Source organism: Falsiroseomonas sp. E2-1-a20 (assembly GCF_051433195.1).
Taxonomy (GTDB): Bacteria; Pseudomonadota; Alphaproteobacteria; order Acetobacterales; family Acetobacteraceae; genus Falsiroseomonas.
Genome location: NZ_JBHMFT010000001.1, coordinates 468,824 through 494,935, shown reverse-complemented (window position 1 = coordinate 494,935; position 26,112 = coordinate 468,824). Strand labels below are relative to the sequence as shown.

23 protein-coding genes are annotated in these 26,112 nt (G+C 71.4%); 19 read left to right on the top strand and 4 right to left on the bottom strand.

Going from position 1 to position 26,112, the window contains the following annotated elements:
* Nucleotides 1-14 precede the first annotated feature (14 nt).
* From ACFHPP_RS02415 to ACFHPP_RS02405, 3 genes are all read left to right on the top strand, one after another.
* Nucleotides 15-1,868, top strand: coding sequence for an autotransporter assembly complex protein TamA (locus ACFHPP_RS02415; RefSeq protein WP_437161659.1), 1,854 nt, complete (start codon nucleotides 15-17; stop codon nucleotides 1,866-1,868).
* Nucleotides 1,843-5,709 carry a translocation/assembly module TamB domain-containing protein gene (locus tag ACFHPP_RS02410; protein ID WP_437161658.1) on the top strand — a complete coding sequence of 1,289 codons (3,867 nt, stop codon included), beginning with the start codon at nucleotides 1,843-1,845 and terminating at the stop codon, nucleotides 5,707-5,709. The genes ACFHPP_RS02415 and ACFHPP_RS02410 overlap by 26 nt, the downstream gene beginning before the upstream one ends.
* Before the next feature lie 124 nt (nucleotides 5,710-5,833).
* The gene (locus ACFHPP_RS02405) at nucleotides 5,834-7,057 is read left to right on the top strand and encodes a methyltransferase domain-containing protein (RefSeq protein ID WP_437161657.1); all 1,224 of its coding nucleotides are present in this window, start codon (nucleotides 5,834-5,836) and stop codon (nucleotides 7,055-7,057) included.
* On the opposite strand, the gene ACFHPP_RS02400 is transcribed toward ACFHPP_RS02405, so the two are convergent.
* Nucleotides 7,054-8,730: a methyltransferase domain-containing protein gene (locus tag ACFHPP_RS02400; protein WP_437161656.1), complete on the bottom strand. Its 1,677-nt coding sequence runs from the start codon at nucleotides 8,728-8,730 to the stop codon at nucleotides 7,054-7,056. The two genes, ACFHPP_RS02405 and ACFHPP_RS02400, sit on opposite strands and share 4 nt — an antisense overlap.
* Before the next feature lie 104 nt (nucleotides 8,731-8,834).
* Between ACFHPP_RS02400 and ACFHPP_RS02395 the strand changes: the two genes are divergently transcribed.
* Genes ACFHPP_RS02395 through ACFHPP_RS02380 form a run of 4 tightly spaced genes read left to right on the top strand, consistent with a single transcriptional unit; the run spans nucleotide 8,835 to nucleotide 12,839 of the window.
* Nucleotides 8,835-10,640 (top strand): ABC-F family ATP-binding cassette domain-containing protein, encoded by a 1,806-nt coding sequence (locus ACFHPP_RS02395; RefSeq protein WP_437161655.1) that lies wholly within the window; start codon nucleotides 8,835-8,837, stop codon nucleotides 10,638-10,640.
* Nucleotides 10,637-11,851: a M24 family metallopeptidase gene (locus ACFHPP_RS02390; protein ID WP_437161654.1), complete on the top strand. Its 1,215-nt coding sequence runs from the start codon at nucleotides 10,637-10,639 to the stop codon at nucleotides 11,849-11,851. Before ACFHPP_RS02395 ends, ACFHPP_RS02390 begins: the two co-directional genes overlap by 4 nt.
* Nucleotides 11,852-11,856: 5 nt before the next feature.
* Complete coding sequence (locus ACFHPP_RS02385; protein WP_437161653.1) at nucleotides 11,857-12,513, top strand: glutathione S-transferase family protein; 657 nt, start codon at nucleotides 11,857-11,859, stop codon at nucleotides 12,511-12,513.
* On the top strand, nucleotides 12,510-12,839 hold the full coding sequence (locus ACFHPP_RS02380) for a DHCW motif cupin fold protein (RefSeq protein ID WP_437161652.1): 330 nt from the start codon (nucleotides 12,510-12,512) through the stop codon (nucleotides 12,837-12,839). Before ACFHPP_RS02385 ends, ACFHPP_RS02380 begins: the two co-directional genes overlap by 4 nt.
* 46 nt (nucleotides 12,840-12,885) lie before the next feature.
* Here ACFHPP_RS02380 and ACFHPP_RS02375 read toward each other — a convergent pair whose 3' ends face one another.
* The gene (locus tag ACFHPP_RS02375) at nucleotides 12,886-13,488 is read right to left on the bottom strand and encodes a nitroreductase family protein (RefSeq protein ID WP_437161651.1); all 603 of its coding nucleotides are present in this window, start codon (nucleotides 13,486-13,488) and stop codon (nucleotides 12,886-12,888) included.
* Nucleotides 13,489-13,501: 13 nt separating this feature from the next.
* Nucleotides 13,502-14,473 carry a Bug family tripartite tricarboxylate transporter substrate binding protein gene (locus ACFHPP_RS02370; protein ID WP_437161650.1) on the bottom strand — a complete coding sequence of 324 codons (972 nt, stop codon included), beginning with the start codon at nucleotides 14,471-14,473 and terminating at the stop codon, nucleotides 13,502-13,504.
* A gap of 130 nt (nucleotides 14,474-14,603) precedes the next feature.
* Here ACFHPP_RS02370 and ACFHPP_RS02365 point away from each other — a divergent pair, with 130 nt between their 5' ends.
* From ACFHPP_RS02365 to cynS, 12 genes are all read left to right on the top strand, one after another.
* Nucleotides 14,604-15,218 (top strand): nuclear transport factor 2 family protein, encoded by a 615-nt coding sequence (locus tag ACFHPP_RS02365; protein WP_437161649.1) that lies wholly within the window; start codon nucleotides 14,604-14,606, stop codon nucleotides 15,216-15,218.
* Nucleotides 15,219-15,359: 141 nt separating this feature from the next.
* Nucleotides 15,360-15,539, top strand: coding sequence for a hypothetical protein (locus ACFHPP_RS02360; protein WP_437161648.1), 180 nt, complete (start codon nucleotides 15,360-15,362; stop codon nucleotides 15,537-15,539).
* An 82-nt stretch (nucleotides 15,540-15,621) separates the two neighbouring features.
* Entirely contained in the window at nucleotides 15,622-16,419 is a 798-nt protein-coding gene (locus tag ACFHPP_RS02355; protein ID WP_437161647.1) for an ABC transporter ATP-binding protein, read from the top strand.
* Nucleotides 16,416-17,129 (top strand): ABC transporter ATP-binding protein, encoded by a 714-nt coding sequence (locus tag ACFHPP_RS02350; RefSeq protein ID WP_437161646.1) that lies wholly within the window; start codon nucleotides 16,416-16,418, stop codon nucleotides 17,127-17,129. The genes ACFHPP_RS02355 and ACFHPP_RS02350 overlap by 4 nt, the downstream gene beginning before the upstream one ends.
* A 30-nt stretch (nucleotides 17,130-17,159) precedes the next feature.
* Nucleotides 17,160-18,365 carry an ABC transporter substrate-binding protein gene (locus ACFHPP_RS02345; protein WP_437161645.1) on the top strand — a complete coding sequence of 402 codons (1,206 nt, stop codon included), beginning with the start codon at nucleotides 17,160-17,162 and terminating at the stop codon, nucleotides 18,363-18,365.
* Between the two features lie 170 nt (nucleotides 18,366-18,535).
* Complete coding sequence (locus ACFHPP_RS02340) at nucleotides 18,536-19,405, top strand: branched-chain amino acid ABC transporter permease (RefSeq protein WP_437161644.1); 870 nt, start codon at nucleotides 18,536-18,538, stop codon at nucleotides 19,403-19,405.
* On the top strand, nucleotides 19,405-20,307 hold the full coding sequence (locus ACFHPP_RS02335) for a branched-chain amino acid ABC transporter permease (protein ID WP_437161643.1): 903 nt from the start codon (nucleotides 19,405-19,407) through the stop codon (nucleotides 20,305-20,307). The genes ACFHPP_RS02340 and ACFHPP_RS02335 overlap by 1 nt, the downstream gene beginning before the upstream one ends.
* Complete coding sequence (locus tag ACFHPP_RS02330; RefSeq protein WP_437161642.1) at nucleotides 20,304-20,798, top strand: GAF domain-containing protein; 495 nt, start codon at nucleotides 20,304-20,306, stop codon at nucleotides 20,796-20,798. The genes ACFHPP_RS02335 and ACFHPP_RS02330 overlap by 4 nt, the downstream gene beginning before the upstream one ends.
* 130 nt (nucleotides 20,799-20,928) lie before the next feature.
* The gene (locus tag ACFHPP_RS02325; RefSeq protein WP_437161641.1) at nucleotides 20,929-22,284 is read left to right on the top strand and encodes a CmpA/NrtA family ABC transporter substrate-binding protein; all 1,356 of its coding nucleotides are present in this window, start codon (nucleotides 20,929-20,931) and stop codon (nucleotides 22,282-22,284) included.
* Nucleotides 22,284-23,135, top strand: a complete 852-nt coding sequence (ntrB, locus tag ACFHPP_RS02320; RefSeq protein WP_437161640.1) for a nitrate ABC transporter permease — start codon at nucleotides 22,284-22,286, stop codon at nucleotides 23,133-23,135. The genes ACFHPP_RS02325 and ntrB overlap by 1 nt, the downstream gene beginning before the upstream one ends.
* A gap of 145 nt (nucleotides 23,136-23,280) precedes the next feature.
* The gene (locus ACFHPP_RS02315) at nucleotides 23,281-24,135 is read left to right on the top strand and encodes an ABC transporter ATP-binding protein (protein ID WP_437161639.1); all 855 of its coding nucleotides are present in this window, start codon (nucleotides 23,281-23,283) and stop codon (nucleotides 24,133-24,135) included.
* Nucleotides 24,132-24,578, top strand: coding sequence for a cyanase (gene cynS, locus ACFHPP_RS02310; protein ID WP_437161638.1), 447 nt, complete (start codon nucleotides 24,132-24,134; stop codon nucleotides 24,576-24,578). The genes ACFHPP_RS02315 and cynS overlap by 4 nt, the downstream gene beginning before the upstream one ends.
* Here the strand turns inward: cynS and glpD are convergent.
* Nucleotides 24,563-26,092: a glycerol-3-phosphate dehydrogenase gene (gene glpD / locus ACFHPP_RS02305; RefSeq protein ID WP_437161637.1), complete on the bottom strand. Its 1,530-nt coding sequence runs from the start codon at nucleotides 26,090-26,092 to the stop codon at nucleotides 24,563-24,565. The genes cynS and glpD overlap by 16 nt on opposite strands.
* Nucleotides 26,093-26,112: the final 20 nt, after the last annotated feature.

Genomic DNA, 26,112 nt, shown 5'->3' with positions numbered 1-26,112 from the left:
GACTTTACCGTCAGGTGAAACAGACACTGCGACTTTTCCTCCTGCTGCTGGCCCTGGTGCTTGCGCCCCCATCCTGGGCGCAGCAGGCCGACCGGGCGCCGGGCACCCTGCCCTACGCCACCACCATCCTGCCGACGGAGGTGGAGGCGCTGGACGGCCCGCTCGCGGAAGCCTCCCGCCTGCGGCGCCTGGCCGGCGAGGCGCCGGTGGATGCCTTCGGCCTGGTCTCCCGCGCACTCGGCGAGGCGCCGCTTCTGGATGAGGTGCTGCGCGCCGAGGGCTACTGGGCCGGGCAGATCGCCGTCCGCATCGCCGGCGAACCCGCCGACACGCCGGGTCTGGCGCAGCGCCTGGCCACCACCGTGCCCCCTGGCACGGAGGTTCCGGTCGAGGTCCGGGTCACCCCCGGCCCGCGCTACAGCTACCGCCGCATCACCCTGCGCCCCAACACGGCGGAGGGTGCGGAGGCGGTGCGGGCGCTGGGCGACCCGCCCGGCATCGCGGCGGGCGACCCGGCCCGCGCCGGTCCCGTGCTGGATGCCGAGACGGCGCTGCTGGGCCGGCTGCGCATCGCCGGCTTCCCGCTGGCCAGCGTGGTGGACCGGGAGGTGCTGGTGAACCACGAGGACCAGGCGATGGACGTCACCTGGACCCTCGCCCCCGGCCCCGCCGCCCGCTTCGCCCAACCCGAGATCGCCGGCGATACCGCCGTCAGCCAGCGCCTGCTGGCGCGCATCACCAACCGCCTGGCGGGCGAGCCCTATGCGCCGGAGGCGCTGGAGCGCACCCGGCGGGAGTTGCTGCGCCTGAGCGTCTTCGACAGCGTCCGCGCCCGCGCCGGAGACCGGCTGGACGAGGCCGGCCAATTGCCGGTGACCTTCACCGTCTCCGACCGGCCGCGCAATGCACTCGGCGCCACCGTGGCGTATGAGACCAACTACGGCCCCTCCACCAGCCTGTACTACGAACGGCGCAACCTGTTCGGCCATGCGGAGCTGCTGCGGCTGGAACTGGTCGCCTCCCGGCTCGGCGCGGATACGGACGAGGCCAACCTGCGGCTCGGCGCCAATCTGCGCCGCCCTGGCCTGATCGATGGCCGGACCACGCTGGTGCTGGACGTGGCGACGGTGCGCGAAAGGCTGGATGCCTATGACCGCGACGCCGTCACCACCTCCGCCCTGCTGGAACGCCCCTTCGGCGAGCGCTGGGTCTTGCAGGCGGGGCCGACCTTCGAGACCGGCCAGATCGGCCGCGACGGCAATTTCGATCCCTTCACCCTGGCCGGCTTCGTCATGGGCGCGCGCTTCGACACCACCAACGCCTCGCTCGATCCGCGCAGCGGCTACCGCGCCAGCCTGATCGTGGTGCCCTATGCCGACATCGCGGAGGGCGGCGGCTTCGTCCGCACCGTGGGCACGCTGCGCAGCTACTTCGACCTGACCGGCGGCGGCGGCACCGTGCTGGCGCTGCGCGGCTCCGTCGGCAGCCTGGTGGGCGCGGATCGCGGCGTGCCGCTGGACAAGCGCTTCTACGCCGGCGGCGGCGGGTCCGTGCGCGGCTATGCCTACCAGTCGATCGGGCCGCGCGATGCGCAGGGAAGGCCGGATGGCGGGTCGAGCCTGGTGGAGGGCTCGATCGAGTTGCGCCAGCGCGTCACCGGCAATATCGGCATGGTCGCCTTCCTCGATGCCGGGTCGGTCGGGCAGACCGAGACGCCGAGCCTGGACGAGGTGCGCTACGGCGCCGGGCTCGGCGTGCGCTACGCGACGGCCATCGGGCCGCTGCGACTTGATGTCGCCTTGCCGCTGCAGCGGCAGGACGGTGACGACGGATACGGATTGTATGTCGGACTTGGCCAAGCCTTCTGAGCCGCGCGCCCCGCGGCGGCGGCGCTGGCCGAAGGTCCTGCTTGGCCTGGTGCTCGTGCTGCTGCTGCTGCCGCCGCTGCTGGTCGGCGGGGCGCTGCTCTATGCCAATACGGAGGGCGGGCGGGCCAGGCTGGCCGGTCTGGCGGAATCCTTCGTCCCGGGCCTGACGCTGGAAGGCCTCACCGGCCCGCTGCCTGGTCGCCTGGCGATCGGGCGCATCGCGCTGGCGGATGACCAGGGCATCTGGCTGGAAATCGACAACGCCCGGCTGGAGTGGGACCCGCGCGCGCTGCTGCGGCGGGAGGCGCACATCAACCTGCTGTCCGCCGAACGCCTGGCGCTGCACCGCCTGCCGCCCGGCTCCCCCGACCAGCCGCCGCCGGAACCCGGCGGGCCGCTGCTGCCCGAACTGCCCAACCTGCCGGTGGCGCTGCGGCTGGACCGGTTGGAGGTGGCGCGGATCGAGCTCGGCCAGCCGGTGCTGGGCGAGGCCGCGATTTTGCGGGCGGAAGGCATGGCGCTGCTGGACGCCGCCGGCCTGACCACCTCGCTCGACCTGCGCGCCCCGGAGGGCGCCACGGCGGTGGCCCTGCAGGCGGCGCTGCGGCCCGAAACCGGCCGGCTATCGGCCGAGATCCAGCTTCGTGATGCCGCCGGCGGCCCGCTGCCACGGCTGCTGGGGCTGCCGGACCGGCCGCTGTCGCTGGACCTGACGCTGGACGGCCCGCCCGATTCGGCGGCGCTGACTCTGCGCGCCGCGGCGGGCGAAGGCCTCGCGCTGGATGTCGCCGGCACGGTGCGGGCGCCGGATATGGAACGCCTGGGCGCCGATCTGCGCGGCACCGCGGATGCCTCCGGCCTGATGGAGGGCCCGCTGGCGCCGCTGGCCGGGCCGCTGGAGCTGGCGCTCGACGCGCAGCGGATGCCGGATGGCTTCTTCGATCTGCGCGCCCTGCGCATCTCCGGCCTCGCCGGGCAGGTCGACGCCAGCGGGCGCATCGCCGCCGACTTCGCCACCGCCTCCCTGCGCGCCGAGGCGGCGCTGGCCGGCTCGGAGACCTTCGCGGCGCTGCTGCCGCCGGGCGTCGTCGGGTGGGACGGGCTCGACCTGCGCGCTGCGGTGGATGGCCCGCTGACGGCGCCGCGCATCGAAGCGACGCTCGCCGCGCGCGGCTTCCGGTCCGACCAGCATCCGCTGATGGCGGTACTCGGCGCCACGCCGCGCCTGACGCTCCGCGCCACCGCGCCCGACCGGATCGAGCAGGTCGCGCTGACCGGCGCGGCGATCCAGGCGCAGGCGGAAGGCCGTGTCGCCGATACGCTCGACCTGCGCTTCGCCGTCGATCTCGCCTCCGTCGAAGGCGCCGCGCCGGGGCTTTCCGGCGCGCTGCGCCTGACCGGCACCGCCAGCGGCCCGGTCGCCGACCCGACGCTGACGCTGGATGCGCGATCCGAACGGCTGGAAATGGCAGGCCAGGTGCTGGAGGCGCTGTCGCTGACCGCCCGCATCGCCAATCCGGCCAGCGCGCCGGCCGTGAATGCCCAGGCCGAGGGGCGCTTCCAGGGGCTGCCCTTGGCGCTCGACGTGCGCGGCGGTCCGCAGCCGGATGGGCTGATCAGGCTGGAAGCCGCGACCGCCCGCCTCGGCCCGGCCGAATTGCAGGCGGAGGGCGTGCTCGACCCCGCGACCACCCTCTTCGATGGCGCCGCGCGCCTGGCGGTGCCGAACCTGGCGCCGCTTTCGGCCATCGCCGGCACGCCGCTCGCCGGTTCGCTGCGGCTGGAGGCGACGCTGGAAGGGCGGGAGGGTCAGCAGCGCGCCGATATCAGGCTCACCACGCCGCGGCTGGTCGCCTCCGGCACCGAGCTGCGCAACATCGCGGCCACGGTCGAGGGCAGCCTGGCGGCGCTGAACTTTGCCCTCACCGGCCTGGTGGCGGGCAACGAGATCGAGGCGCGCGGCAGCCTGGCCGACCAGCCCGAGGGCGCCCGGCGGCTCGACCTCGCCACGCTGCGCGCCAGTGGCCAGGGCGAGAGCATCCGCCTGACGGCGCCGGCCCGCGTGGTGTTTCGGGCCGATGGCGCGGTGCAGGTGGAACAACTGGCCTTGACCAGCGGCCGCGGCGGCAACCTGACCGTCGCCGGAAGCTGGTCCAGCGCGCGGGCCGATTTGCGCGCCAATCTCTCGCTGCCCGACCTCGCCGGGCTGGCGCCGCTGCTGCCGGATGTGGCGCCGACCGGCCGGGTGACGGCGGAGGCGCGCATCACCGGCCCGGGCACCGCGCCCGAAATCGCGGCGACGCTGAGCGCCACGCAACTGCGCTCCTCCGCCGCCTGGGCGCGCGGGCTGCCGGCGCTGGACATCCAGGCGGAGGGGCGCCGCGCCGGCGATGGCGCCATCACCGGACGCGCCACCGCCAATGCCGGCGCCGCCACCCGCCTGACTGCCACCGCGAACCTGCCGCGCGGGCCGGATGGTCCGCTGGAGGGCGCCCTGGATGGCCAGGCGGACCTTGGCGCGCTGACCGCGCCGCTGCTGGCGGCGGGCGCGGACCGCGTGACGGGGCGCCTGGACGTCGCGTTGCGGGCCACCGGTACGGTGGCGACGCCGGTGCTGGGCGGGCAGGCACGGCTTGCAAATGGATCCTATCGCAATGCCGTGCTCGGCGTGGCGCTGTCGCAACTTGCGGGGACGCTCTCGGCGGAAGGACCTCGGCTGCGGGTGAACCTGACCGGGCAGACCGGCGGCCAGGGGCGCATCGCGCTGACCGGCACGGTGGACCCGCTGACGGCCGGCATCCCGGTGGACCTGGCGCTGCGGGCGGATGGCGCGCAGCCGGTGTCCTCCGACCTGGTGCGGGCGACGGTCGATGCCGAGCTGGCGCTGACCGGCGCCATCGGCACCGGCGCCCGCCTCGGCGGCGTGGTGCGGCTGCGTCGGGCCGATATCCGCGTGCCGGAACAGCTGCCGACTTCGGTCCGCAGCCTGGGCCAGGTGACGGAAGTCGGTCGCGCACCCGGCAGGCCGGCGCCGCGCCGTGCCGCCGCGCCACGTCCGGCGGCGCAGCCCGCCACCGCCAGCCCCTCGGCCCCCATCGCCCTCGACCTGCGGCTGGAAGCGCCGCGCGGCGTCTTCGTGCGTGGCCGCGGGCTGGATGCGGAACTGGGCGGCAACCTGCAGATCGGCGGCACGCTGAACGCGCCGGATATCACCGGCGGTCTCGCCCTGATCCGCGGCGAGTTCCAGATCCTGGCCCGCCGGCTGACCTTCAGCCGCGGCCGGCTGGACTTCACCGGTGGCCTGATCCCCGACCTGGATTTCGAAGCGACCAGCCAGACCGGCGGCACCACCGTGCGCGCGAATGTCAGCGGCCCGCCGAGCCAGCCGGTCATCACCTTCTCCTCCACGCCCGAGCTGCCGCAGGACGAGGTGCTGGCGCGGCTGCTGTTCGACCGGCCGGTGAGCGAGCTTTCGCCCTTCGAGATCGCCCAGATCGCCCAGGCCATCGCCGGCGCCACGGGCCTGGTCGGCGGTGGCGCGACGGGCGTGCTGGACCGGGTGCGGCAGGGGCTGGGTCTGGACCGACTTGCGGTCGGCGGCGGCGGCGAATCCGCGGGGCGCGGCACGGCAGCCCGGGAACGGGCGGGGCCGAGCCTGGAGGCGGGCAGCTACGTCGCCGATGGCGTCTATGTCGGCGTGCGGCAGGGCACCGAATCCGGCTCATCCCGCGTCGGCGTCCGGGTGGACCTCACGCCGCGCCTGAAGCTGGAAGCCGAGACCGGGGATCGCGAGGCGGGCGAGCGGCTGGGCCTGTCCTATGAATTCCAGTGGGGTCGCTAGTAAAGCGCAAAACACGGTCCGGAAATGACCCGGCAGTGGCGTGCAGGGGCTGAACTGGTCTAATCCGATCCGGCACGGATTTGGCACCTGCCCAATTGATCCAGCGCTGAAGGACTTCTGGCCAATGCCCGAGCGGGATTCGGTTGTGCGGAACCCTGGCTCCGCTACGGATGGGTCTGCGCTGCACGGCGCTTCCGGTGCGGCGCAGGACATCCAGGCTCTCCAGCGCCAGGTCCAGCAGCTTGCAATGCGCAACGAGGATTACGCCAGGCAGCTTGCGCAGGCCGCCGCGACGGTTGCGGAGTACCGCGAGAAGCTCGAGGCGACGGCAGCGCAGCTGCAGGCGGTCCGGAACAGCACGAGCTGGCGGGTCACCGGCCCCCTGCGGCGCCTGCTGGCTTCGGTTCGCGGGACGCGCAGCCGCGCCATCGCGCCCGCTGCCGACACCCGCCACGACAAGGTCAACGAGGTCTGGTCGGTCTCGCCCGAGGCGAAGGCCGAGGCCGCGGGCTGGTACTGGATGGCGCATCCGATGGTGCGCGAAAGGATCAACATCCTCGTCTCCGGCAGGCCCACGGTAGATGGCTATGCACGCCTCGCGGAACTGCTCCGGGAGCGCGGGGAGACGATCCCGATCAAGCGCGCCCTGTCGCTCGGCTGCGGCTTCGGAAGCCTGGAGCGTGATCTCGCCAGCCGCGGCATGATCGCGGCGATGGATGCCTACGACCTGGCGGACGGCGCGATCCGGGAGGCGCGGCGGCTGGCCGAGGAAGCCGGCTGCGGCTGGATCCGCTACCACGTCGCCGACCTGGAGACCCGGGATCTCGGGGAGGCGAGCCATGACGTGGTGTTCGCCCACAGCTCGGTCCACCATGTCGAGCGGCTGGACGAGCTGTTCGCCACCGTGCGGCGCGCCCTGCGCCCGGGCGGCCTGTTCCACCTGAACGAATATGTCGGCCCGAACCGGTTCCAGTGGACCGACGACCAGCTACGGTTGATCAACGGCTACCTGGACTCCCTGCCCGATCATTTGAGGCAGACACCCGCCGGCCGGAAATATCCGGTCGTGCGACCCAGCATCGAACACATGCTGGCCATGGACCCGACCGAAGCGGTCCGCTCCGCCGACATCCGGGAGGTTCTCGGCCGGCATTTCACCATCATCGAGGAGCGCCCGTATGGCGGCACCCTGCTGCATATGGGCCTGGCCGAGATCGCGCAGAACTTCGACGTGAACAATGCGGAGGATGTCGCCCATCTGCGTCGGTTCTTCGACCTCGAGGACGAGATGATGGCGAACGGCACCATCGGCAGCGACTTCACCATCCTCACCGCCCTGCGGGATTAGGCAAGCGCCGGGACCCGCTTCAGCAGCGCCGCGTCCAGCGACGCGCGTCGCGCCCAGAGGCTTCGGTACCAGTCCAGCCGCGGCGCCACCTGGCGCGCCAGCAGGCGCTCCGCACGGACCCAGCCGCGCGCGGCCTCCGCCATCACCAGCGCCCGCGCCGGCTCGGCCAGCAGGCCGCGCAGTTCGGCACCGAGCGCCTGCGGGTCCGGCACGATCAGGCCGGTCTCGCCGTGCCGCAGGCTGCCGGCATAGACCACGGGGCTGGCCAGGCAGCACAGGCGATGCCCGGCGGCCTCCACCGCCTTCAGGTCCGACTTCATCCGGTTGAAGCGCGTCTCGGCCAGCGGCAGGAAGGCGAGTTCGCAGCGCACCATCACGGCGCGGTAGCCGGCATAGTCGGCGGTCGGGGTGAAGCGCTTGTGCGGCGTCTCCAGCGCATCATGGCTGCGGCGGTCATGCACCACCTCCACCGCCAGGCGCCCGCCGGCCTCGGCCAGCACCTGGTTCAGCACCGGCAGGAAGGGCGCCATGTCGGCCTCCCGGTTCAGCGCGCCGAAGAACAGCGTCAGGCGGCCCGGATCGGCGAAGTTCACGGGCTGGGGCAGCGCGGCCAGGGCGTTGGGGAAGATGGCGATCTCGTCGTTGAACGGCGCCAGCAGGTCGCGCAGCGGCGCGGTGGAGGTCTGCACGGCGTGGACCCCACGGAAGGCCAGGTCGCCATTGCCGGCGATGGAGGGCCAGCGCGCGGGGTCGTCGTCGAATTCCTGCACCAGCACCGCGCCGGTGGCGCGCAGCGCGCGCAGCCAGGCGAGGCTCTCCGGGCTGTCGAGGAGGCGGCGTTGCAGGATCAGCACGCGCGGAACCACGGCCTGCGGCAGTTGCACGTTCGGGCCGGCAAGGGCCGCCACGCCAGGCCGGGTCGCCAGCGCCGCAAGGGGTTGCAGCACGCGCACATCGTTGACGCCGCCGACCGGCCGCAGCGTGCGCGCCGCCAGCAGCAGCGTCCGCGGCGGGCGCCGCGTGGCGCGCCAGACATATTGCAGCGGCGCGGAGCGGCGCAGCCAATCCTCCCGCGTCACGCCCATCGCGGCCAGCGCCGGCTCCATGCGGCGGGCGAACGCCTCGGCCTTGTCGGGGCCGAAGATTCGCGGCGTGCAGTCGAGCGGGATCAGCCCGGCGCCCTCCAGCGCCTGCCGCATGCCGTCGCGGGTGAACCAGCGCAGGTGGGTGCGGTCGAACAGTCCGGTCGGCTCGTAGCGCCACTGGCCGGTCAGCAGCCGCGCGGTGAAGGACCAGTGCTCCAGGTTCGGCACGCAGGCCAGCAGCACGCCGTCCTCGGCCAGCAGCGGCGCATCGCGCGCCAGCACGGCCCAGGGATCGCGCAGGTGTTCCAGCACGTCGCCGAACAGCATTGCATCCAGGCTGCCGGGTGCGACCGGCGGCGGCGTCGCCTCGATGTCCAGGCGGTAAATCTCGTCGTAATGCGCGGCGGCGCGGTCGGCGAGCGCCGGATCGGGCTCGATCCCCAGCAGGCGCGTCGCCGGATTGCGGCGCCGGAACGCCCCGCCCAGCCCGCCGGCGCCGCAGCCGACATCGAGGACCAGCCGCGCATCCAGGGGGATGCGGGACAGCAGGTCCGGATTGGCCCCGGCGCCGTAATCCGCTTGCGTCATCCATCAGGTCCGTTGCGATCGCCGTCCGAAGGGACACGCGATGCGGCCGGCGGGCAAGCCATGCCGGCTTGACGCCGGACCCGGCCGCCCCCAATCCCCAGACCATGGCCCTCCCCCCTCTGCTGCACCTGCGTGACATTCGCCTGCGCCTCGGTTCCACCCAGTTGCTGGACGGCGCCGAAATCGCCGTCTCGGCCGGGGACCGGCTGGCGCTGGTCGGGCGCAACGGCTCGGGCAAATCCACGCTGCTGAAGATCGCGGCCGGGATCATCGAGGCCGATGCCGGCAGCGTCTTCATCCAGCCCGGCGCCACCATCCGCTACCTGGCGCAGGAGCCGGACATTTCCGGCTTCGCCACCACCGGCGCCTATGTCGCCGCCGGCCTCGGCCCGGGCGACGACCCGCACCGGGCGCGGGTGCTGCTCGAAGGCCTGGGCCTGACCGGGGAGGAGCAGCCGGAGAACCTCTCGGGCGGCGAGACCCGCCGGGCGGCGCTGGCCCGCGCCCTGGCGCCGGAGCCCGACATCCTGCTGCTGGACGAGCCGACGAACCACCTGGACCTGCCGGCGATCGAATGGCTGGAACAGGCACTCGGCCCGCTGCGCAGCGCGCTGGTGCTGATCAGCCACGACCGGCGCTTCCTGGAGCGGCTGTCGAAGGCGATGGTCTGGCTGGATCGCGGCACCACCCGCCGCCTGGAACAGGGTTTCGGCCAGTTCGAGGCCTGGCGGGACCAGGTGCTGGAGGAAGAGGAAACCCAGGCGCACAAGCTCTCGCGCAAGATCGTGCGGGAGGAGCATTGGCTGCGCTACGGCGTGACGGCGCGGCGCAAGCGCAACGTGAAGCGGCTGGCCGGGCTGCATGACCTCCGCAAGCGGCGCAAGGAACGGGTGACGGCGCCGGGCACCGTGCGCATGGCGGCGAGCGAGGGCGATGCCTCCGGCAGCCTGGTCGCGGCGCTGGAGGGTGTGACCAAGGGCTATCCAGGGGCCGAGCCGGTGGTGCGCGACTTCACCACGCGGATCATGCGGGGCGACCGGGTCGGCATCGTCGGGCCGAACGGCGCCGGCAAGACCACGCTGCTGAACCTGCTGACCGGCGCGCTGCCGCCGGATTCCGGCACGGTGCGGCTGGGTGCCAGCCTGCAGATGGTGACGCTGGACCAGAACCGCGAAAGCCTGGACCCGACGACGACGCTGCAATCGGCGCTGACCGGCGGGTCCGGCGACGTGGTGCGGATCGGCGGGGAGGCGAAGCACGTCGTCGGCTACATGAAGGACTTTCTGTTCCTGCCGGAGCAGGCGCGGACGCCCGTCGGCGCCCTGTCGGGCGGCGAGCGCGGCCGGCTGATGCTGGCGCGCGCGCTGGCGACACCGTCCAACCTGCTGGTGCTGGACGAGCCGACCAACGACCTGGACCTGGAGACGCTGGACCTGTTGCAGGAACTGCTGTCCGAGTATTCCGGCACCGTCATCGTGGTCAGCCACGACCGCGACTTCCTCGACCGCGTCGCGACCAATATCATCGCCTCCGAAGGTGACGGCCACTGGCAGGATTATGCCGGCGGGTATTCGGACATGGTGGCGCAGCGTGGCCGCGGCGTGCAGGCCAAGGCGCGTGCCGCGGCGGCGGTTGCCGAGCGCGGGCCGGCCGGTGCGCGGATCGAGGCGCGGGCGAAGATGTCCTTCAAGGACAAGCATACGCTGGAGACGCTGCCCAAGCGGATCACGCAGTTGGACCGCGAGATCGCCGTGCTGCAGAAGGCGCTGGCCGACCCGAACCTGTACACCAGCGACCCGCCCGGCTTCACCGCGCGGTCGAACCTGCTGGCGAAGAAGCAGGCGGAACGCGACGCCGCCGAGGAAGACTGGCTGCGCCTGGAAATGCTGCGGGAGGAGATCGAGGGATGACCATCGGCGTCGGCGGATCGGATTTCGCCACGGAACTCGCGGCGATCCGCAGCCAGCGGGATGCGGTGCCGCCGATCGGGGCGGAGGAACATGCACGGCGCGTCGCGGCGGCGCAGGCGCGCATGGCGGAACTCGGCATCGCCGCTCTGTGGCTGGATGGCACCACCAACCTCGCCTGGCTGACCGGGCTGCGGCACGGCCAGTCCGAACGTCCCGTCGGCGCGGTGCTGCCGGTGCGCGGCGCGCTGACCTATCTCTGCCCGGAATTCGAGGTGGAGAAGCTGAAGACCATGCTGGCGATCCCCGGCGAGGTTCGCGGCTGGGAGGAGGATGAAAGCCCCTACGCGCTGTTCTCCGACATCCTGCGCTCCACCGACGTCGCCGGCGGCACCGTGGCGCTGGACGACATGGCGCGGATGTTCGTGGCGGAGGGGATGCGCGCGGCGCTGCCGAACCACCACTTCATCGCCAGCGGCCCGGTCACGTCGCATCTGCGCCAGCGCAAGTCGGAGCATGAGGTGGCGCTGCTGCGCCAGGCGATGGGCATGACGCTGGAGATCCAGGCCGCTGCCGCGCGGTGCATGCGCGAAGGCGTCACCACGACGGAGGTTTCCGCCTTCATCGACGCCGCGCATCGCAAGGCGGGCTTCGACACCGGGTCGATGTTCTCGCTGGTGCTGTTCGGCGAGGCCAGCGCCTATCCGCATGGCGTGCCCTATCCGCAGACGCTGCGCGATGGCGACGTGGTGCTGATCGATACCGGCGCGCCGCTGCACGGCTACGTCTCCGACATCACGCGCAGCTATGTGTTCGGGACGCCGAGCCAGCGCCAGCGCGACATCTGGAACCTGGACCATGCGGCGCAGGCGGCCGGCATCGCGGTGGCGAAGCCTGGCATTACCGGCGGCGCGATCGACGATGCGGTGCGCGGCGTGGTGGTGGCGGCCGGCTTCGGCCCCGGCCACAAGGTGCCCGGCCTGCCGCATCGCGCCGGGCACGGCATCGGCATGGACGTGCATGAGGCGCCCTATTTCGTGAAGGGCGGCACGGAGGTGCTGGCCGCCGGCGTCACCGGCAGCATCGAGCCGACCATCGCCATCTATGGCGAGTTCGGCATCCGGCTGGAGGACCACATCGTCATCACGGAAACCGGTGCCGCCTGGCTTACACCCCCGGCGAAATCCGTCGATGATCCCTTCGGGAGGGACTGAATCCGATGCTGACGATCTATGGCTGCCTGCGCTCGCGGGCCTCGCGCAATGTCTGGCTGGCGCATGAGGCGGGGCTGGACTTCCGGCACGTGCCGGTGATCCAGGCCTATCGCCTGGCCGACCCGGCCGTGGCGGATGTGCCGATGCACACGCGGTCGCCGGAGTTCCTGAAGGTGAACCCGAACGGCCACATCCCGACGCTGGTGGATGACGCGCTGGTGCTGCACGAAAGCCTCGCCATCAACCTGTATCTGGCCCGCGCCTATGGCGGCGACCTCGGCCCGGCGAACCAGGCCGAGGACGGGCTGATGGGCATGTGGGCGCTGTGGGCGGCGACGGAGGCGGAGCCGCACACGATCGAGGTGCTGTACAACCGCGTCGGCAAGCCCCCCGCGGAGCGCGACGCGGCGAAGGCCGACGCGGCCATCGCCGCGCTGCGCGCGCCCTTCGCGGTCCTGGACCAGGCGCTGGCGGAAAATGGCTTCCTGGTCGGTGGGCGCTTCACGGTGGCCGACATCAACGTGGCGGAGGTGGTGCGCTATGCCCTGCCGGCGCCGGAACTGTTCGCGGACACCCCGAACCTCAAGGCCTGGTTGACCGCCTGCCATGCGCGGCCGGCCTACAAGCGGATGATGGCGGATCGGGACCGCGAACCCGTGTGATCATCCAGGGTGTCCCGTTCCAGGTCGCCGACTGGTCCGGCTGGCCGGAAACCCGTCACGAAGGCGAGACCGGGCACGCGCTGTGGCGGACGCTGGAGGTCGGCAACATCCGGGTGCGGATGGTGGAGTATTCGCCGGGCTACATGGCGGACCACTGGTGCTCCCGCGGCCATGTGCTGCTGGTGCTGGAGGGCACGCTGGAGACGGAGCTGGCGGATGGGCGGGTCTTCACCATGACCCAGGGCTGTTCCTACCAGGTGGCGGAGAACGCGGAGCCGCACCGCAGCCGGACGGAGACGGGGGCCAGGTTGTTCATCGTCGACTGAGGACCCCCTCACCCTACCCTCTCCCCCAAGGGGGAGAGGGTTTTGGTCACAGCTTCACAGGTGTACCGAAGGCGCCGACATGGGCGAATTCGGTGATCGGCTTGCGCACCCGCGGCGCCACCTCGCGTGCCGCCAGCGCCTCCGGCAGCAGGTCCGGCGCGCCGGTCACGCCGAAGGCCACCGCCACCACCGGGTCGTGGTCCGCCGGCACGGCGAGTTCCACCCGTGCCCGCTCCACGTCGAAGCCGCGCATCTGGTGGCTGCCGAGGCCAAGCTCCACCGCCTGCAACGCCATCTGCGCCACCGCCTGCCCGAGGTCGTAATACGCCACCGCGTTCGGGTTGCCATTGGCCGCGAACTTCGTGCGCGCGAAGCCGATCACCAGCAGCCCGGCGGCCGGTGCCCAGCCCTGGTTGTTCACCGACAGCAGCGACAGCAGTTTCGCGAAGGCCTCCGGCTCGGCGTCCTTGCGGGCGGTGATGAAGACCCAGGGCTGCTCGTTGAAGCAGGAGGCGGCCCAGCGACCAGCCTCCAGCAGGCTGGCTTCCTGCTCGGCCGTCACCGGTGCGCCGGTGAAGGCGCGCGGGCTCCAGCGGGCGGCCAGCAGCGGGTGGATGGGGTGGGCGGTGGGCGCGGTCTTCTCGGTCACTCGCACATATCCTTCATTGGCGTTCCATGCCGGTCCGCTCGACGATCTCGGCCCATCGGGCCATCTCGCCATGCACGGCGGTGCGGGTCTCGTCCGGCGTGCCGGGGGCGCGCGGCGTCAGGCCGAGCGCGCCGAGGCGGCCCTGCAATTCCGCATTGCCGTGCATCGCCTGTGCCACCTGGGTGATGCGCGCCACGACGGCGGGCGGCGTGGCGGCCGGGACGCCTATCGCATACCACGTCACGATATCGAAACCGGGCTGGGCCAGCGCCTCGGCCACCGTCGGCACCTCCGGCAGCAGCGGCGACCGGGTGCCGGAGGTGATGGCCAGCGCCCGCACCTCGCCGCCCCGGATCTGGCCGAGCACGGCCGAGGCGGTCTCCGCCACCACCTGCACCTCCCCGTTGCGCAGCGCGATGATGGCGGCGGGCGTGCCGCGATAGGGGATGTGGGTCATGCGGAAGCCGCCGGCAGTCTGCACCGCCTCCGCCACGAAATGCTGCGTGCTGCCGACGCCGACGGTGGCGAAGTTGATGGCGCCGGGCTGCGCCTTCGCGCGCGCCACCAGCTCGGCCATGTCCTTCGGACCCTCCGGCCCTGCCAGGATCACCAGGCCGGTCTGCGCGACCATGGCCACCGGCAGGATGTCCGCGCGCGGATCGTAGGGCAGCGTGCGGTACAGCGCGGCGGCGACGGCGAAGCCGTTGTTCAGCAGCATCAGCGTGTGCCCGTCATTGGCGCGCGCCAGCGTGTTCGCCGCCAGCGTGCCGCCGGCGCCCGGCCGGTTCTCCACCACCACGGGCTGGCCGAGCGCCGCCGACATCTGCGGCGCCATCAGGCGGGCGACGATATCCGTGGTGCCGCCGGCGCCGAAGCCCTGGATGAAGCGCAGCGGGCGGTCGGGCCAGGCCGGCTGGGCCTGCGCGGCGATGGGCAGCAGAAGGGCAGCGCCGAGCGCGCCTCGGCGGGTCAGGGCTGGCATCATGACGTTCTCCCGTTGCATTGCTTTGTTGCGTTCTCCCTGACGGCAGGTGCGCGGCAGGTCAAGCCTGCTTGCGGCGCGACGCCGGCTGGTCTACCCGCCGCGCAAATCCGAGAAAGAAACGGGAATCCCGATGTCCGACGCCGAGTTCCTCCGCCGCCTCCAGGTCTCCGAGCTCGTGCAGAACTGGGCGGTGTGGCGCGACGCCGGGGATTGGGACCGCTTCGCCACCTGCTGGCACGAGGACGGGCGCATGATGGCCACCTGGTGCCAGGCCTCGGCCACGGATTTCATCGCGGCGTCGAAGGCCGGCTGGGCGCGCGGTGTTTCCATCCTGCATTTTCTCGGCGGCTGCGCGGTGGACCTTGCCGGCAACCGCGCCATCGCCCAGACCAAGATGACGATCAGCCAGCGGGCGGAGGTGCATGGCGTGCTGGTGGACGTGGTCTGCACCGGCCGCTTCCACGACTTCATCGAGCAGCGCGACGGCAAGTGGGGCATCGTGCTGCGCCAGCCGATCTACGAGAAGGACCGCATGGACCCCGTGGACCCGGCCGCGAAGCTGGAGCTCGACCCCGATCTGCTGGCCCGCTTCCCGGAGGGCTACCGCCACCTGGCCTACCTGCAGACCGGCATCGGCTACGAGGTGAAGACGGACATGCCGGGTCTGAAAGGCGACCGCGTGCAGGCGCTGTACGCCGCCGGCCGCCGCTGGCTGGCCGGTGCGCCGCATGCCTGGTCGGAATAGGTCGCGCCGCTTCATCCGGCGTTAACCGAGAAGCTGTCACCTGTACGTCATGCCCCTGCCCGATGGCTGACGCGATGGCCAGCTAAGAGCGTGCCCAGGACGGGCGAGGGTCATCCCTTTCGGGATCATTGGAGGTTGGTCATGGAGGACCAGGCGTTCCGGCGCGAGCGACTGCTCGCCTCGGGCCTGTTGCGGGAGGTTTCGGCGGAGGAGGCGGCGGCGCTGGCGCGGGTGATGGAAGCACGCGCGGCGGAGCAGCGTGCCGCGGTCCGCCGCCCGATCATCGCCCACCCGCCCCTGGCCCCCAGCCATGCTGGATAGCCTTTCGTTATCTGCTGCGACGCAATAATCCCGCGCCACAAGCCGCTTCCGGCGCCGCTTCGCGCGGTGTAGCGTTTCGCGGATGAACGCCCCGCCCACCGCCGCAACCAGCGCGCCGATCCTCGAAGTCCGGGGCCTGCGGCGGCGTTTCGGCGGGGTGGTGGCGCTGGATGGGCTGGACCTGGCGGTGCGGCCGGGCACCGTCACGGCGCTGATCGGGCCGAATGGCGCCGGGAAATCCACGGCGTTCCAATGCATCTCCGGCGTCATCGCACCCGATTCCGGCCAGGTGACCTTCGCCGGGCGCGACATCACCGGCCGCCGGCCGGACCGCATCACCGCCTCCGGCCTGGTGCGCAGCTTCCAGATCGCCCGCGGCATCCCCCGCCTGACGGTGCTGGAGAACCTGCTGCTGTACGGCCAGGCGCAGCCCGGCGAATCCGTGCTGCCCGCCATCCTGCGCCCCGGCCAGATGCGGGCGCGGGAGGAGGTGCTGCGGGAGCGGGCGATGGAGGTCGCGGCGCGGCTGAACCTGACGCGCGTGCTGGACAACCAGGCCGCCGCGCTGTCCGGCGGGCAGAAGAAGCTGATGGAGATCGGCCGCGCGCTGATGGCGGAACCCCGCCTGCTGCTGCTGGATGAGCCCGTGGCCGGCGTGAACCCCAGCCTGTCCGCCGAGATCGCCAGCCACATCGCGAGCCTGCGCGACGAGGGCATGACGGTGCTGATCGTCGAGCACCACATGGATTTCGTCGCCTCCCTGTGTGACCCGGTGATCGTGATGGCGGAGGGCCGCAAGCTGGTCGAGGGCAGCTTCGCCGAGGTCGCGGAGGATGCGCAGGTGCAGGAGGCCTATATGGGCCGCAGGGTGCACGCGTGACCGCGCTTCTCGAAGTCGATGCCCTGGTCGGCGGCTATGGCGCGGCGGACGAGATCCTGAAGGGCATCACCGTGGCGCTGGCGCCGCGCCGCATGGCGGCGATCGTCGGGCCGAACGGCGCTGGAAAATCCACGCTGCTGAAGGCCATCGCCGGGCTGCTCCGCCCGAAATCCGGCAGCGTGCGGATGGCCGGCGAATTGCTGACCGGGCTGCCGCCGCGCGGCGTCGCCGCCCGCGGCGTCGCCTTCGTGCCGCAGGAGGCGAACATCTTCCCGAGCCTCTCGGTGCGGGAGAACCTGGAGATGGGCGGCTACCTGGAGCCCCGCGCCACGGTGCGCCAGCGGGTGGAGGGCCTGTTCACCCGCTTCCCCATGCTGGCCGAAAAGCGCCGCCGCGCCGCGCGCACCCTGTCCGGCGGCCAGCGCCAGATCCTGGCGATGGGCATGGCGCTGATGGTGGAGCCGAGGCTGCTGCTGCTGGACGAGCCCTCCGCCGGGCTCAGCCCGAAGGCGGCCGAAAGCCTGTTCGACGGCATCGCCGCCATCCACGCCGAAGGCACCGCCATCCTGATGGTGGAGCAGAATGCGCTGGAGGCGCTGGCGATTGCGGAGGACGGTATCGTGCTGGTCGATGGCCGCGTCGCCCGCACCGGGCCGGCGGCAGAGTTGGCCGGCGATCCCGAGGTGCGCCGGTTGTTTCTCGGCGGGTAGTTCGTGACCAACAATGGGGGCTTCAAGGAAATGACAGGCATCACAATCGGGCGCCGCGGCGCCCTGCTCGGCGCGGCCGGCGTGGTTTCCAGCTTCGCCATCGGCGGCAAGGCGTTCTCACAGTCCAACCCGGTGGTGTTCGGCGCACTGCCGCCGCTGACCGGCGCCGGCGGGCCCTACGGCCCGGCCATGCTGCGCGCCATCCAGGGCGTGGTGGAAGAGGCCAATGCCGCCGGTGGCATCAAGGGCCGCCAGATTCGCCTGGTGTTCGAGGATGACCAGACAAACCCGGATGCCGGCGTGCGCGGCGCGCGCAAGCTGATCGACGTGGACCGGGTTTCCGCGCTGATGGGCACCTGGGCGTCCTCCGTCACCACAGCGGTCGCCCCGCTGTGCTGGGAGAACCGGGTGCCGCTGTTCACCGTCTCGGGTGCCGACAGCATCACGCTGCTGCCGCACCAGGGCCATATCTTCCGCACCCAGCCGAACAGCCGCCTGCAGATCGAGACGGCGAGCAACTGGCTGCTCGGCAAGGGTGCCAAGCGGGTCTTCCACATGGCGGCGCAGAGCCCCTTCGCGCAGTCCAGCCAGGAGGTGATGACGGAGCGCTTCCGCGCCGGCGGCGGCGCCGTGTCCGGCTTCATCGTCTATGAGCGGGAGAAGACGGCGTTCCGGTCGGAGGTCGACCAGATCATGCGCTCGCGTTCCGACACTGTGATGCTGAACGGCTACCTGCCGGACGTGACGATCCTGCTGCGGGAGTTGTTCCGCGCCGGCTTCGACGGCCGCCGCTTCACCTTCGCCTATGCCGCGCCGCCGAGCGTCTTCCAGTCCCTGCCCAACGAGGTGACGAACGGGCTGACCACCTTCCAGCCGAGCCCGGACCTGGACAGCCCCGCCTTCAACCGCCTGAAGGCCGCCTTCGGCAGCACGGAGGTGGACCCCTACTCCGCCCAGGTGCACGACCACGCCAGCATGGCGATCCTGGCGGCGGCGCAAGCCGGCGAGGTGACGGGCACCGCGATCCGCGACAACGTCCGCAAGATCTGCCAGGGCGACGGCGAGAAGGTGGACAACGTGACGGACGGCCTGCGCCTGATCGCGGCCGGGCGCCCGGTGAATTTCGAGGGCGCCTCCGGCCCCTGCGAGTTCGACGAGCGCGGCGACATCCGCGGCACCAAGTTCCGCTACGACATCGCGGAGGGTGGGCGCTTCCGGATGCTCGAACTGGCGTAGGGACCAGTGGAGCCCTCTCCCTCTCTCATGGGGGAGAGCGTCGGCGCAGTGCGCCGCCGGGGTGCGGGGGACCCGCGGGTGTCCAACGACCCACCATTCCCCCGCACGCCCCCCTCACCCCACCCTCTCCCCCCTGTAGGGGGGAGAGGGCTTTCAAGGCATCCTTCTGAATGGAAGACTGGCGCGACCTTGCGCAGGTTCTGCTGAACGGGGTCATGGCGGGCAGCGTGCTGATGCTGCCCGCCATCGGCTTCAACTGCATCTTCGCCGTCCTGCGCTACCCGAACTTCGCCATCGCCGGCTTCGCCACCATCGGCGCCTTCGCCGGCTGGGTGGCGAATGTGGTCTATGGCTGGCCGGTGGGCCTGGCTCTGCCGCTGGCCTTCCTGGTGGCGGGGCTGGTCTCGCTGACGGCGGAGGAGGTGGCCTTCCGGCCGCTGCGCCCGGCCGGGCCGCTGACGGTCGCCATCGCCTCCGTCGCCATGACCATCCTGCTGGAGAACGTGATCCGGTTCGGCTTCGGCAACGATCTGCGCGGCTACGACCTGCCGATCCTGCGCGACTGGCGGTTCGACGGCATCCGCGTGAACCCGCAGCAATTGACCAATACCGGCTATGCCATCGTCGCGGCCGGCGGGCTTTTTCTTCTGCTTGGCTTCTCCCGGCTGGGCCGGGCGATGCGGGCGGTGGCGGACAATCCGGTACTGGCGGACATCAAGGGCGTGGACCCCAACCGCATCGCCCGCGTTGCGGTCTTCATCGGCGGCGGGCTGGCGGGCTGCGGCGGCATGTTGATCGGCATCGACACCTCGATCGATCCGCTGACCGGCTTCCGCGTGGTGCTGTCGGTCTTCGCGGCGGCCGTCGTTGGGGGCCTGGGCTCGATCCCCGGCGCGGCGCTGGGCGCCATGGTGGTGGGGGTGGGGGAGGAATTTGCCGGCGTGCTGCTCTCGCCCGCCTACCGCACCGTCACGGCCTTCCTGGCGATCCTGCTGGTGCTGATGTTCCGCCCGCAGGGCCTGCTCGGGGCGCGTAGCTGATGGACGCCTATCTGGTCGCCATGCTGGTCTTCGCCGGCATCTATGCGCTGATGGCGCTGGGGCTGAACGTGATCTGGGGGCTGACCGGCATGGTCAACCTCGGCCTGGTCGGCTTCTTCGCCGTCGGCGCCTATGGCTCCGCCCTGCTGACCACGAAGCTGTTCTGGCCGATGCCGCTGGGCTGGGCGGCCGGCGCGGTGCTGGCGGCGGCGGCGGGCGGGATCATGGCCCTGATCGTGGCGCGGCTGCGCGGCGACTACCTGGCCATCGTCACGCTCGGCTTCGCCGAGGTGATCCGCCTGGTCGCGGCCAACGAGATCTGGCTGACCAACGGCACGGACGGCATCTCCGGCATCCCCGGCCCGTGGCGCGGCGAGGTTTCGCCGCAGGATTTCAACCTGATCTACCTGGGCATCGTCTGGTCCGCCGTGGCGGTGGCCTTCGTGCTGCTGGCGCGGCTGTCCCATTCGCCCTTCGGCCGCGTGCTGCGCGCGATCCGGGAGGATGAGGACATCGCCGCCGTCGCCGGCAAGCCGGTGCTGTGGTTCAAGGTGCGCGCCTTCACCATCGGCGCCGCGGTGCTCGGCGGGGCCGGCGCGCTGTACGCGCACTACAACGCCTATATCGCCCCCGATGGCTTCGCGCCGCTGCTGACCATCTACATCGTCCTCGCGCTGACCGCCGGCGGCGTCGGCGCCATGCGCGGTGCGATCGTCGGCGCGATCTTCGTCATCGCGCTGCTGGAAGGCACGCGCTTCCTGTCCGCCACCATCCCCGGCGTCAGCCCGGTGCAGAAGGCGGCCTTGCGCGAGGGCGCCATCGCGCTGAGCCTGATCCTGCTGCTGCGCTTCCGGCCGCAGGGCCTGATCCCCGAGAAAACCCGTACCAAGGCGACCCCATGAACCGCCCCACCCCTGATTTCGCCCCCGTCGTCACAGCCAGTGCCGCGCCCGGCCAGCCGCAGGCGCTGTTCGCCGCGCTCGATGCCGCGATGGGCCACGCCATCGGCCACAAGCTGTTCACCATCCTGGTGGTCCATCCCGGCGCCCAGCAAAGCCAGCGGTACTATTCCAACATGCCGGCCGAATACCCGGTCGGCGGTCGCAAGCCGATCAACCCGACGCACTGGTTCCAGAAGGTGCTGAGCGACGGCGTGCCCTATATCGGCCGCGACTACGCCGACATCGCCGATGTCTTCTACGACCATGAACTGATCCGCAGCCTCGGCTGCGAAAGCGTGCTGAACGTGCCGGTGCGCTGGAACGGCAGCAGCATCGGCACCATCAACCTGCTGCACGAAGCTGGCTGGTACGATGAGGGCGACATCGCCACGGCGCAGCATTTCGCGGCCCTCGCCGTGCCGGGCGTGCTGCAGGTGATCGCGCAGCCGTAATTCTGCCCAGGCTTTGCGCCGCCGCGCCTAAGCTTTGGTCGATCCGGCGGCGCGGCGGCGGCGGGGCCGGCCGCCATGGCCGCGGCACGGGTGTTGCAAGGATCGTCTCCAAGACCGGGAGACTGATCCGATGGCCCGCCTGACCGCCGATCCGCTCGATCCGAACGCCAGCCTTGCGGGCTGCGGTTGCGGACGGCACGCCTCGCCCCTCGCCTGTTCGGCCGAGATGCCAGGCGCGGAGGACGCTATGGCGGAAGTCGCGGAAGCCGCCGTGCTGCGCGCCGTCTTCCCCGAGGCCACCACGCGCCGCGCGCTGGCGCAGCGCTTCGGCGCGGCGACGCTGCTGGCCGCCGTCGCCAGCGTCTTCCCGATCGACGCGGCGAAGGAGGCGATGGCGCAAGGCACGGGGGCGCCGGAGAAGCGCGACCTGAAGGTGGGCTTCATCCCCATCACCTGCGCCACGCCGATCATCATGGCGCATCCGATGGGCTTCTATCAGCGCCACGGCCTGAACGTGGAGGTCATCCGCACGGCCGGCTGGGCCGTGATCCGGGACCGCGCCATCGCGCGGGAATTCGACGCGGCGCACATGCTGTCCCCGATGCCCGTCGCCATGTCGCTCGGCGTCGGCGTCGCGCAGCCGATTCCCTTCGCCGTCGCCGCCATCGAGAACATCAACGGCCAGGCCATCACACTGGCGACGAAGCACAGGGACAAGCGCAACCCGCGCGACTGGAAGGGCTTCCGCTTCGCCGTGCCCTTCGACTTCTCCATGCACAACTACCTGCTGCGCCACTATCTGGCGGAAAACGGCGTCGACCCGGATCGCGACGTGCAGATCCGCTCCGTCCCGCCGCCCGAGATGGTCGCCAATTTGCGCGCCGACAACATCGACGGCTATCTCGGCCCGGACCCGTTCAACCAGCGCGCCGTCTTCGATGGCGTCGGCTTCATCCACCTGCTGACCAAGGATCTGTGGGAGGGCCATCCCTGCTGCGCCTTCGCCGTGCCGCGGGCGATGATCACGGAGACACCGAACACCTTCGCCGCGCTGATGCGCGCCATCGTCGAGGCCACCGCCTACAGCCAGAAGGCCGAGAACCGGCGGGAGGTCGCGGCAGCGATCTCCGGCCAGAACTACCTGAACCAGCCGGAGACGGTGGTGAACCAGGTGCTGACCGGCACCTATGCGGATGGCCTGGGCCAGGTGAAGCGCGTGCCGGACCGCATCGGCTTCGACCCCTTCCCGTGGCATTCGATGGCGATCTGGATCATCACCCAGATGCGCCGCTGGGGGCAGTTGCGCACCGACGTGGACTACGCGCAGGTCGCTTCGCAGGTGTTCCTCGCACTCGATGCCGGCCGCGCGATGCGCGAGCTCGGCCTGCCGGTCCCGGCGAGCGCGATGCGGACCGAGACCATCATGGGCCGCGTCTTCGACCCGGCCAATCCCGCCGCCTGGACGGAACGCGCGATCCGCGCCTGATGCAGAAATCCGTCCCGTTCTGGCAATCGGCAACGCTGTCGCTGCTGATCCTGGCGCTGTTCCTTGGCGCCTGGGAGCTGGCGATCCGCGCCATCACCGGGCCCGTCGGCCCGGCGCTCGACCCTGAATATGCCGCGCTGCTCGGCCAAGCGGCGGCGCAGGGTGGGCAGACGGCGATGCCGACGCCCACCGCCATCTTCTGGCGCATCGTCGAGCTGGCGCGGGACCCGTTCTACGTCCGCGGCACCAACGACCAGGGCATCGGCGTGCAGATCGCGTATTCCCTGGCGCGCGTCGGCGTCGGCTTCGGCATCGCGGCGCTGGTCGCCATCCCGCTCGGCTTCGCCATCGGCATGTCGCCGCTGCTGAACGCGGCGCTGAACCCCTTCATCCAGGTGCTGCGGCCGGTCTCGCCGCTCGCCTGGATGCCGCTGGCGCTGTATTCCATCAAGGACAGCACCATCAGCTCCGTCTTCGTGATCTTCATCTGCTCGATCTGGCCGATGCTGCTGAACACCGCCTTCGGCGTCGCCAGCGTGCGGCGGGAATGGCTGAATGTGGGCCGCACGCTGGAAGCCGGCGCCTGGCGCACGGCGACGCGGATCATCCTGCCGGCGGCGGCGCCGACCATCGTCACCGGCATGCGCATTTCCATCGGCATTGCCTGGCTGGTGATCGTCGCCGCCGAGATGCTCGTGGGCGGCACCGGCATCGGCTACTGGGTCTGGAACCAGTGGAACAACCTGTCCATCGCCGACATCGTCATCGCCATCCTGCTGATCGGCGTCGTCGGCCTGCTGCTGGACCGGCTGCTGGGCGTGCTGCAGCGCGCCGTGGGATGGGCCGAATGAAGTCTTTCCCTGCGGATCCTGGCGGATCCGCCCTCAGTCGCCGGCGCCCGCATCCGTGGGCTTGGCTGCGCCGCAGGAGCGGCGGCGCCCGTTCGGGCGCTCGCCTGCCTTCGGCAGGCGCAGGTCGCGCCACAGGGGCTCAGCCATGACCGCGCGCCCCGACGTCTCGGTCGAGGGCATCGCGCGTCGCTTCGGCGGCACCGCCGTCTTCGAGGATGTGTGGTTCACCGTGGGCCAGGGCGAGTTCGTCTGCCTGGTCGGGCATTCCGGCTGCGGCAAGACCACCATCCTGAACATCCTGGCGGGCCTCGACGCGCCTGATGATGGGGCGCTGATCGTCGATGGGAAGGAAGTGTCCGGCCCCTCGCTGGACCGCGCGGTGATCTTCCAGTCGCATGCGCTGCTGCCCTGGCTGACGGCGGCCGGCAACGTCGCCTTCGCGCTGTCCTGTCGCAACCCGGGCTGGTCCCGCGCGCAATGCGATGCCGAGGCGCGCGTCGCGCTGGCCCGCGTCGGCCTGGATAATGCTGCGGACCGCAAGCCGGCGCAGCTCTCGGGCGGCATGAAGCAGCGCGTCGGCATCGCCCGCGCTTTGGCGATACGGCCCAAGATCCTGCTGATGGACGAGCCGTTCAGCGCGCTGGATGCGCTGACCCGCGGCGCGTTGCAGGAGGAGGTGGCGCGGCTGGTCACGGAGTCCGGCCAGACCGGCTTCATGATCACGCATGACGTGGACGAGGCGATCCTGCTCGCCGACCGGATCCTGCTGATGTCGAACGGCCCCGGTGCCCGCATCGCGGAAGTCGTGCGCAACCCCCTGCCCCGGCCACGCACCCGCGCCAGCCTGCACCACATGCCCGGCTACCACGCGCTGCGCGACCACGTGCTGGATTTCCTCATCACCCGCTCCCGCGAATTCCGCGCGAGCACGCCGCCTGCCGGATGGTCCGCGCGCGCGGTTCCAGTCTGGGCCCCAGCAAACTTGGAGAGTGCCTCGTGAACGACGCCAAGACCGATCTCGGCAAGAAGATCCTGAAGATCAAGAAGGCGAAGGGCCTGAAGTGGGGCGACCTCGCCAACCGCATCGGCATGTCGCCGACCTGGACCTGCGCGCTCTGCATGGGCCAGATGAGCGCGGAGCCGCACCATGCCGAAGGCCTCGCGGATATCCTGGGCCTGGACGGGGAGGAAGCGGCGACGCTGTGCGAAATTCCCTACCGTGGCGCGCAGGTGATGCCGCCGACCGACCCGCTGATCTACCGCTTCTACGAGCTGGTGCTGGTCTACGGCACCTCATGGAAGGAGATGATCCAGGAGGAATTCGGCGACGGCATCATGTCCGCCATCGACTACGACATGACTCTGGAACGCCAGCCGGACCAGAAGGGCGACCGCGTGAAGATCACCATGTCCGGGAAGTTCCTGTCCTACAAAAGGTACTGAGCCACGGCGCCCGGCCCCGCCGGCGTGCGGCCGGGTTCCTCGCCCATCGCCACGGCCACGGCCTCCCGCTGCGCCGGCGTCATGTGCAGGCCGAGGCGGGACCGGCGCCACAGCACGTCGTCCGCGGTGCGCGCCCATTCCTCCCGCACCAGCCAGTCGAGTTCGCGCTGCGTCAGCCCGGCGCCGTAGTCGCGGCCAAGGTCCGCGAGCGAGGCGGCGTCGCCGAGCAGCGCTGCCGTCTCCGACCCGTAGGCCCGCAGCAGCCGGGCGCGCAGCGGCGCGGGCAGCCAGGGGAAGCGGGCGGCGAACTCGGCCTCGTAGCCCGGCAGGTCGCGGCCGCCGAACTCGCCGCCGGGCAGCGGCGCGTTGCCGGTCCAGGGCGGCGCCTCCCGCCCCAGCGCGCGGCCGATCCGCTCCACCGCCTCCTCCGCCAGGCGGCGATAGGTGGTTATCTTGCCGCCATAGATGCTGAGCAGCGGCGCCGCCGCCTCGTCCAGCTTCAGCACGTAGTCGCGGGTGATGGCGGAGGGATCGTCCGAGCCATCATCGTACAGCGGCCGGACGCCGGAATAGGACCACACCACCTGGTCCGGCGTCACCGGCCTGCGGAACTGGCGGGACACGGCTTCGCAGAGATAGGCCGCTTCTTCCGGCGTGCAGTGGGCGGTCGCGGCATCACCCTCATGCGGCACGTCGGTGGTGCCGACCAGGGAGAAGCGGCCCTGGTAGGGGATGACGAAGACCACGCGGCGGTCGTCGTTCTGCAGGATGTAGGCCTGGTCGCCCTCATACAGCGCCAGCAGCACGATGTGGCTGCCGCGGATCAGCCGTACGCTTCCGGCCCGCCTGGCCTGCGCGGAATCCTGCGCCGCCAGCACCCAGGGGCCGGCGGCGTTGACCAATGCACGGCAACGCAGGGTGGTCTCGGCGCCGGAGTCGGTCCGCAGGCGCACATCCCAGCCATCCGGCCGGCGATCCGCGCCGATGAAGGCGGTGCGGGTGCGGATCTCGGCGCCGCGGCGCTGCGCGTCCCTGGCGTTCAGCACCACCAGGCGCGAATCCTCGACCCAGCAATCCGAATAGGCGAAGCCGTTGGCAATGGCCGGCGACAGCGGCGCGCCGAAGGGGTGCCGGCGGAAATCCAGGCTCTCCGCCCCCGGCAGGCTGACCCGGCGCGCCAGGTTGTCGTACAGGAACAGCCCGGCGCGGATCAGCCAGCGTGGCCGCATCTCCGCCCGGTGCGGCAGTACGAAGCGCATCGGCCAGACGATGTGGGGCGCGATGCGCAGCAGCACCTCGCGCTCGGCCAGCGCCTCCCGCACCAGGCGGAACTCGTAATGCTCCAGGTAGCGCAGCCCGCCATGCACCAGCTTGGAGGAGTTGGAGGAGGTGCCGCCGGCGAGGTCGCCGCGCTCCACCAGGCAGGTGGTCAGCCCGCGGCCCGCCGCGTCCCGCGCGATGCCGGCGCCGTTGATGCCGCCGCCGATGACCAGCAGGTCGAATGCTTGTGACATGGACTTGTCATGTAAGGCGG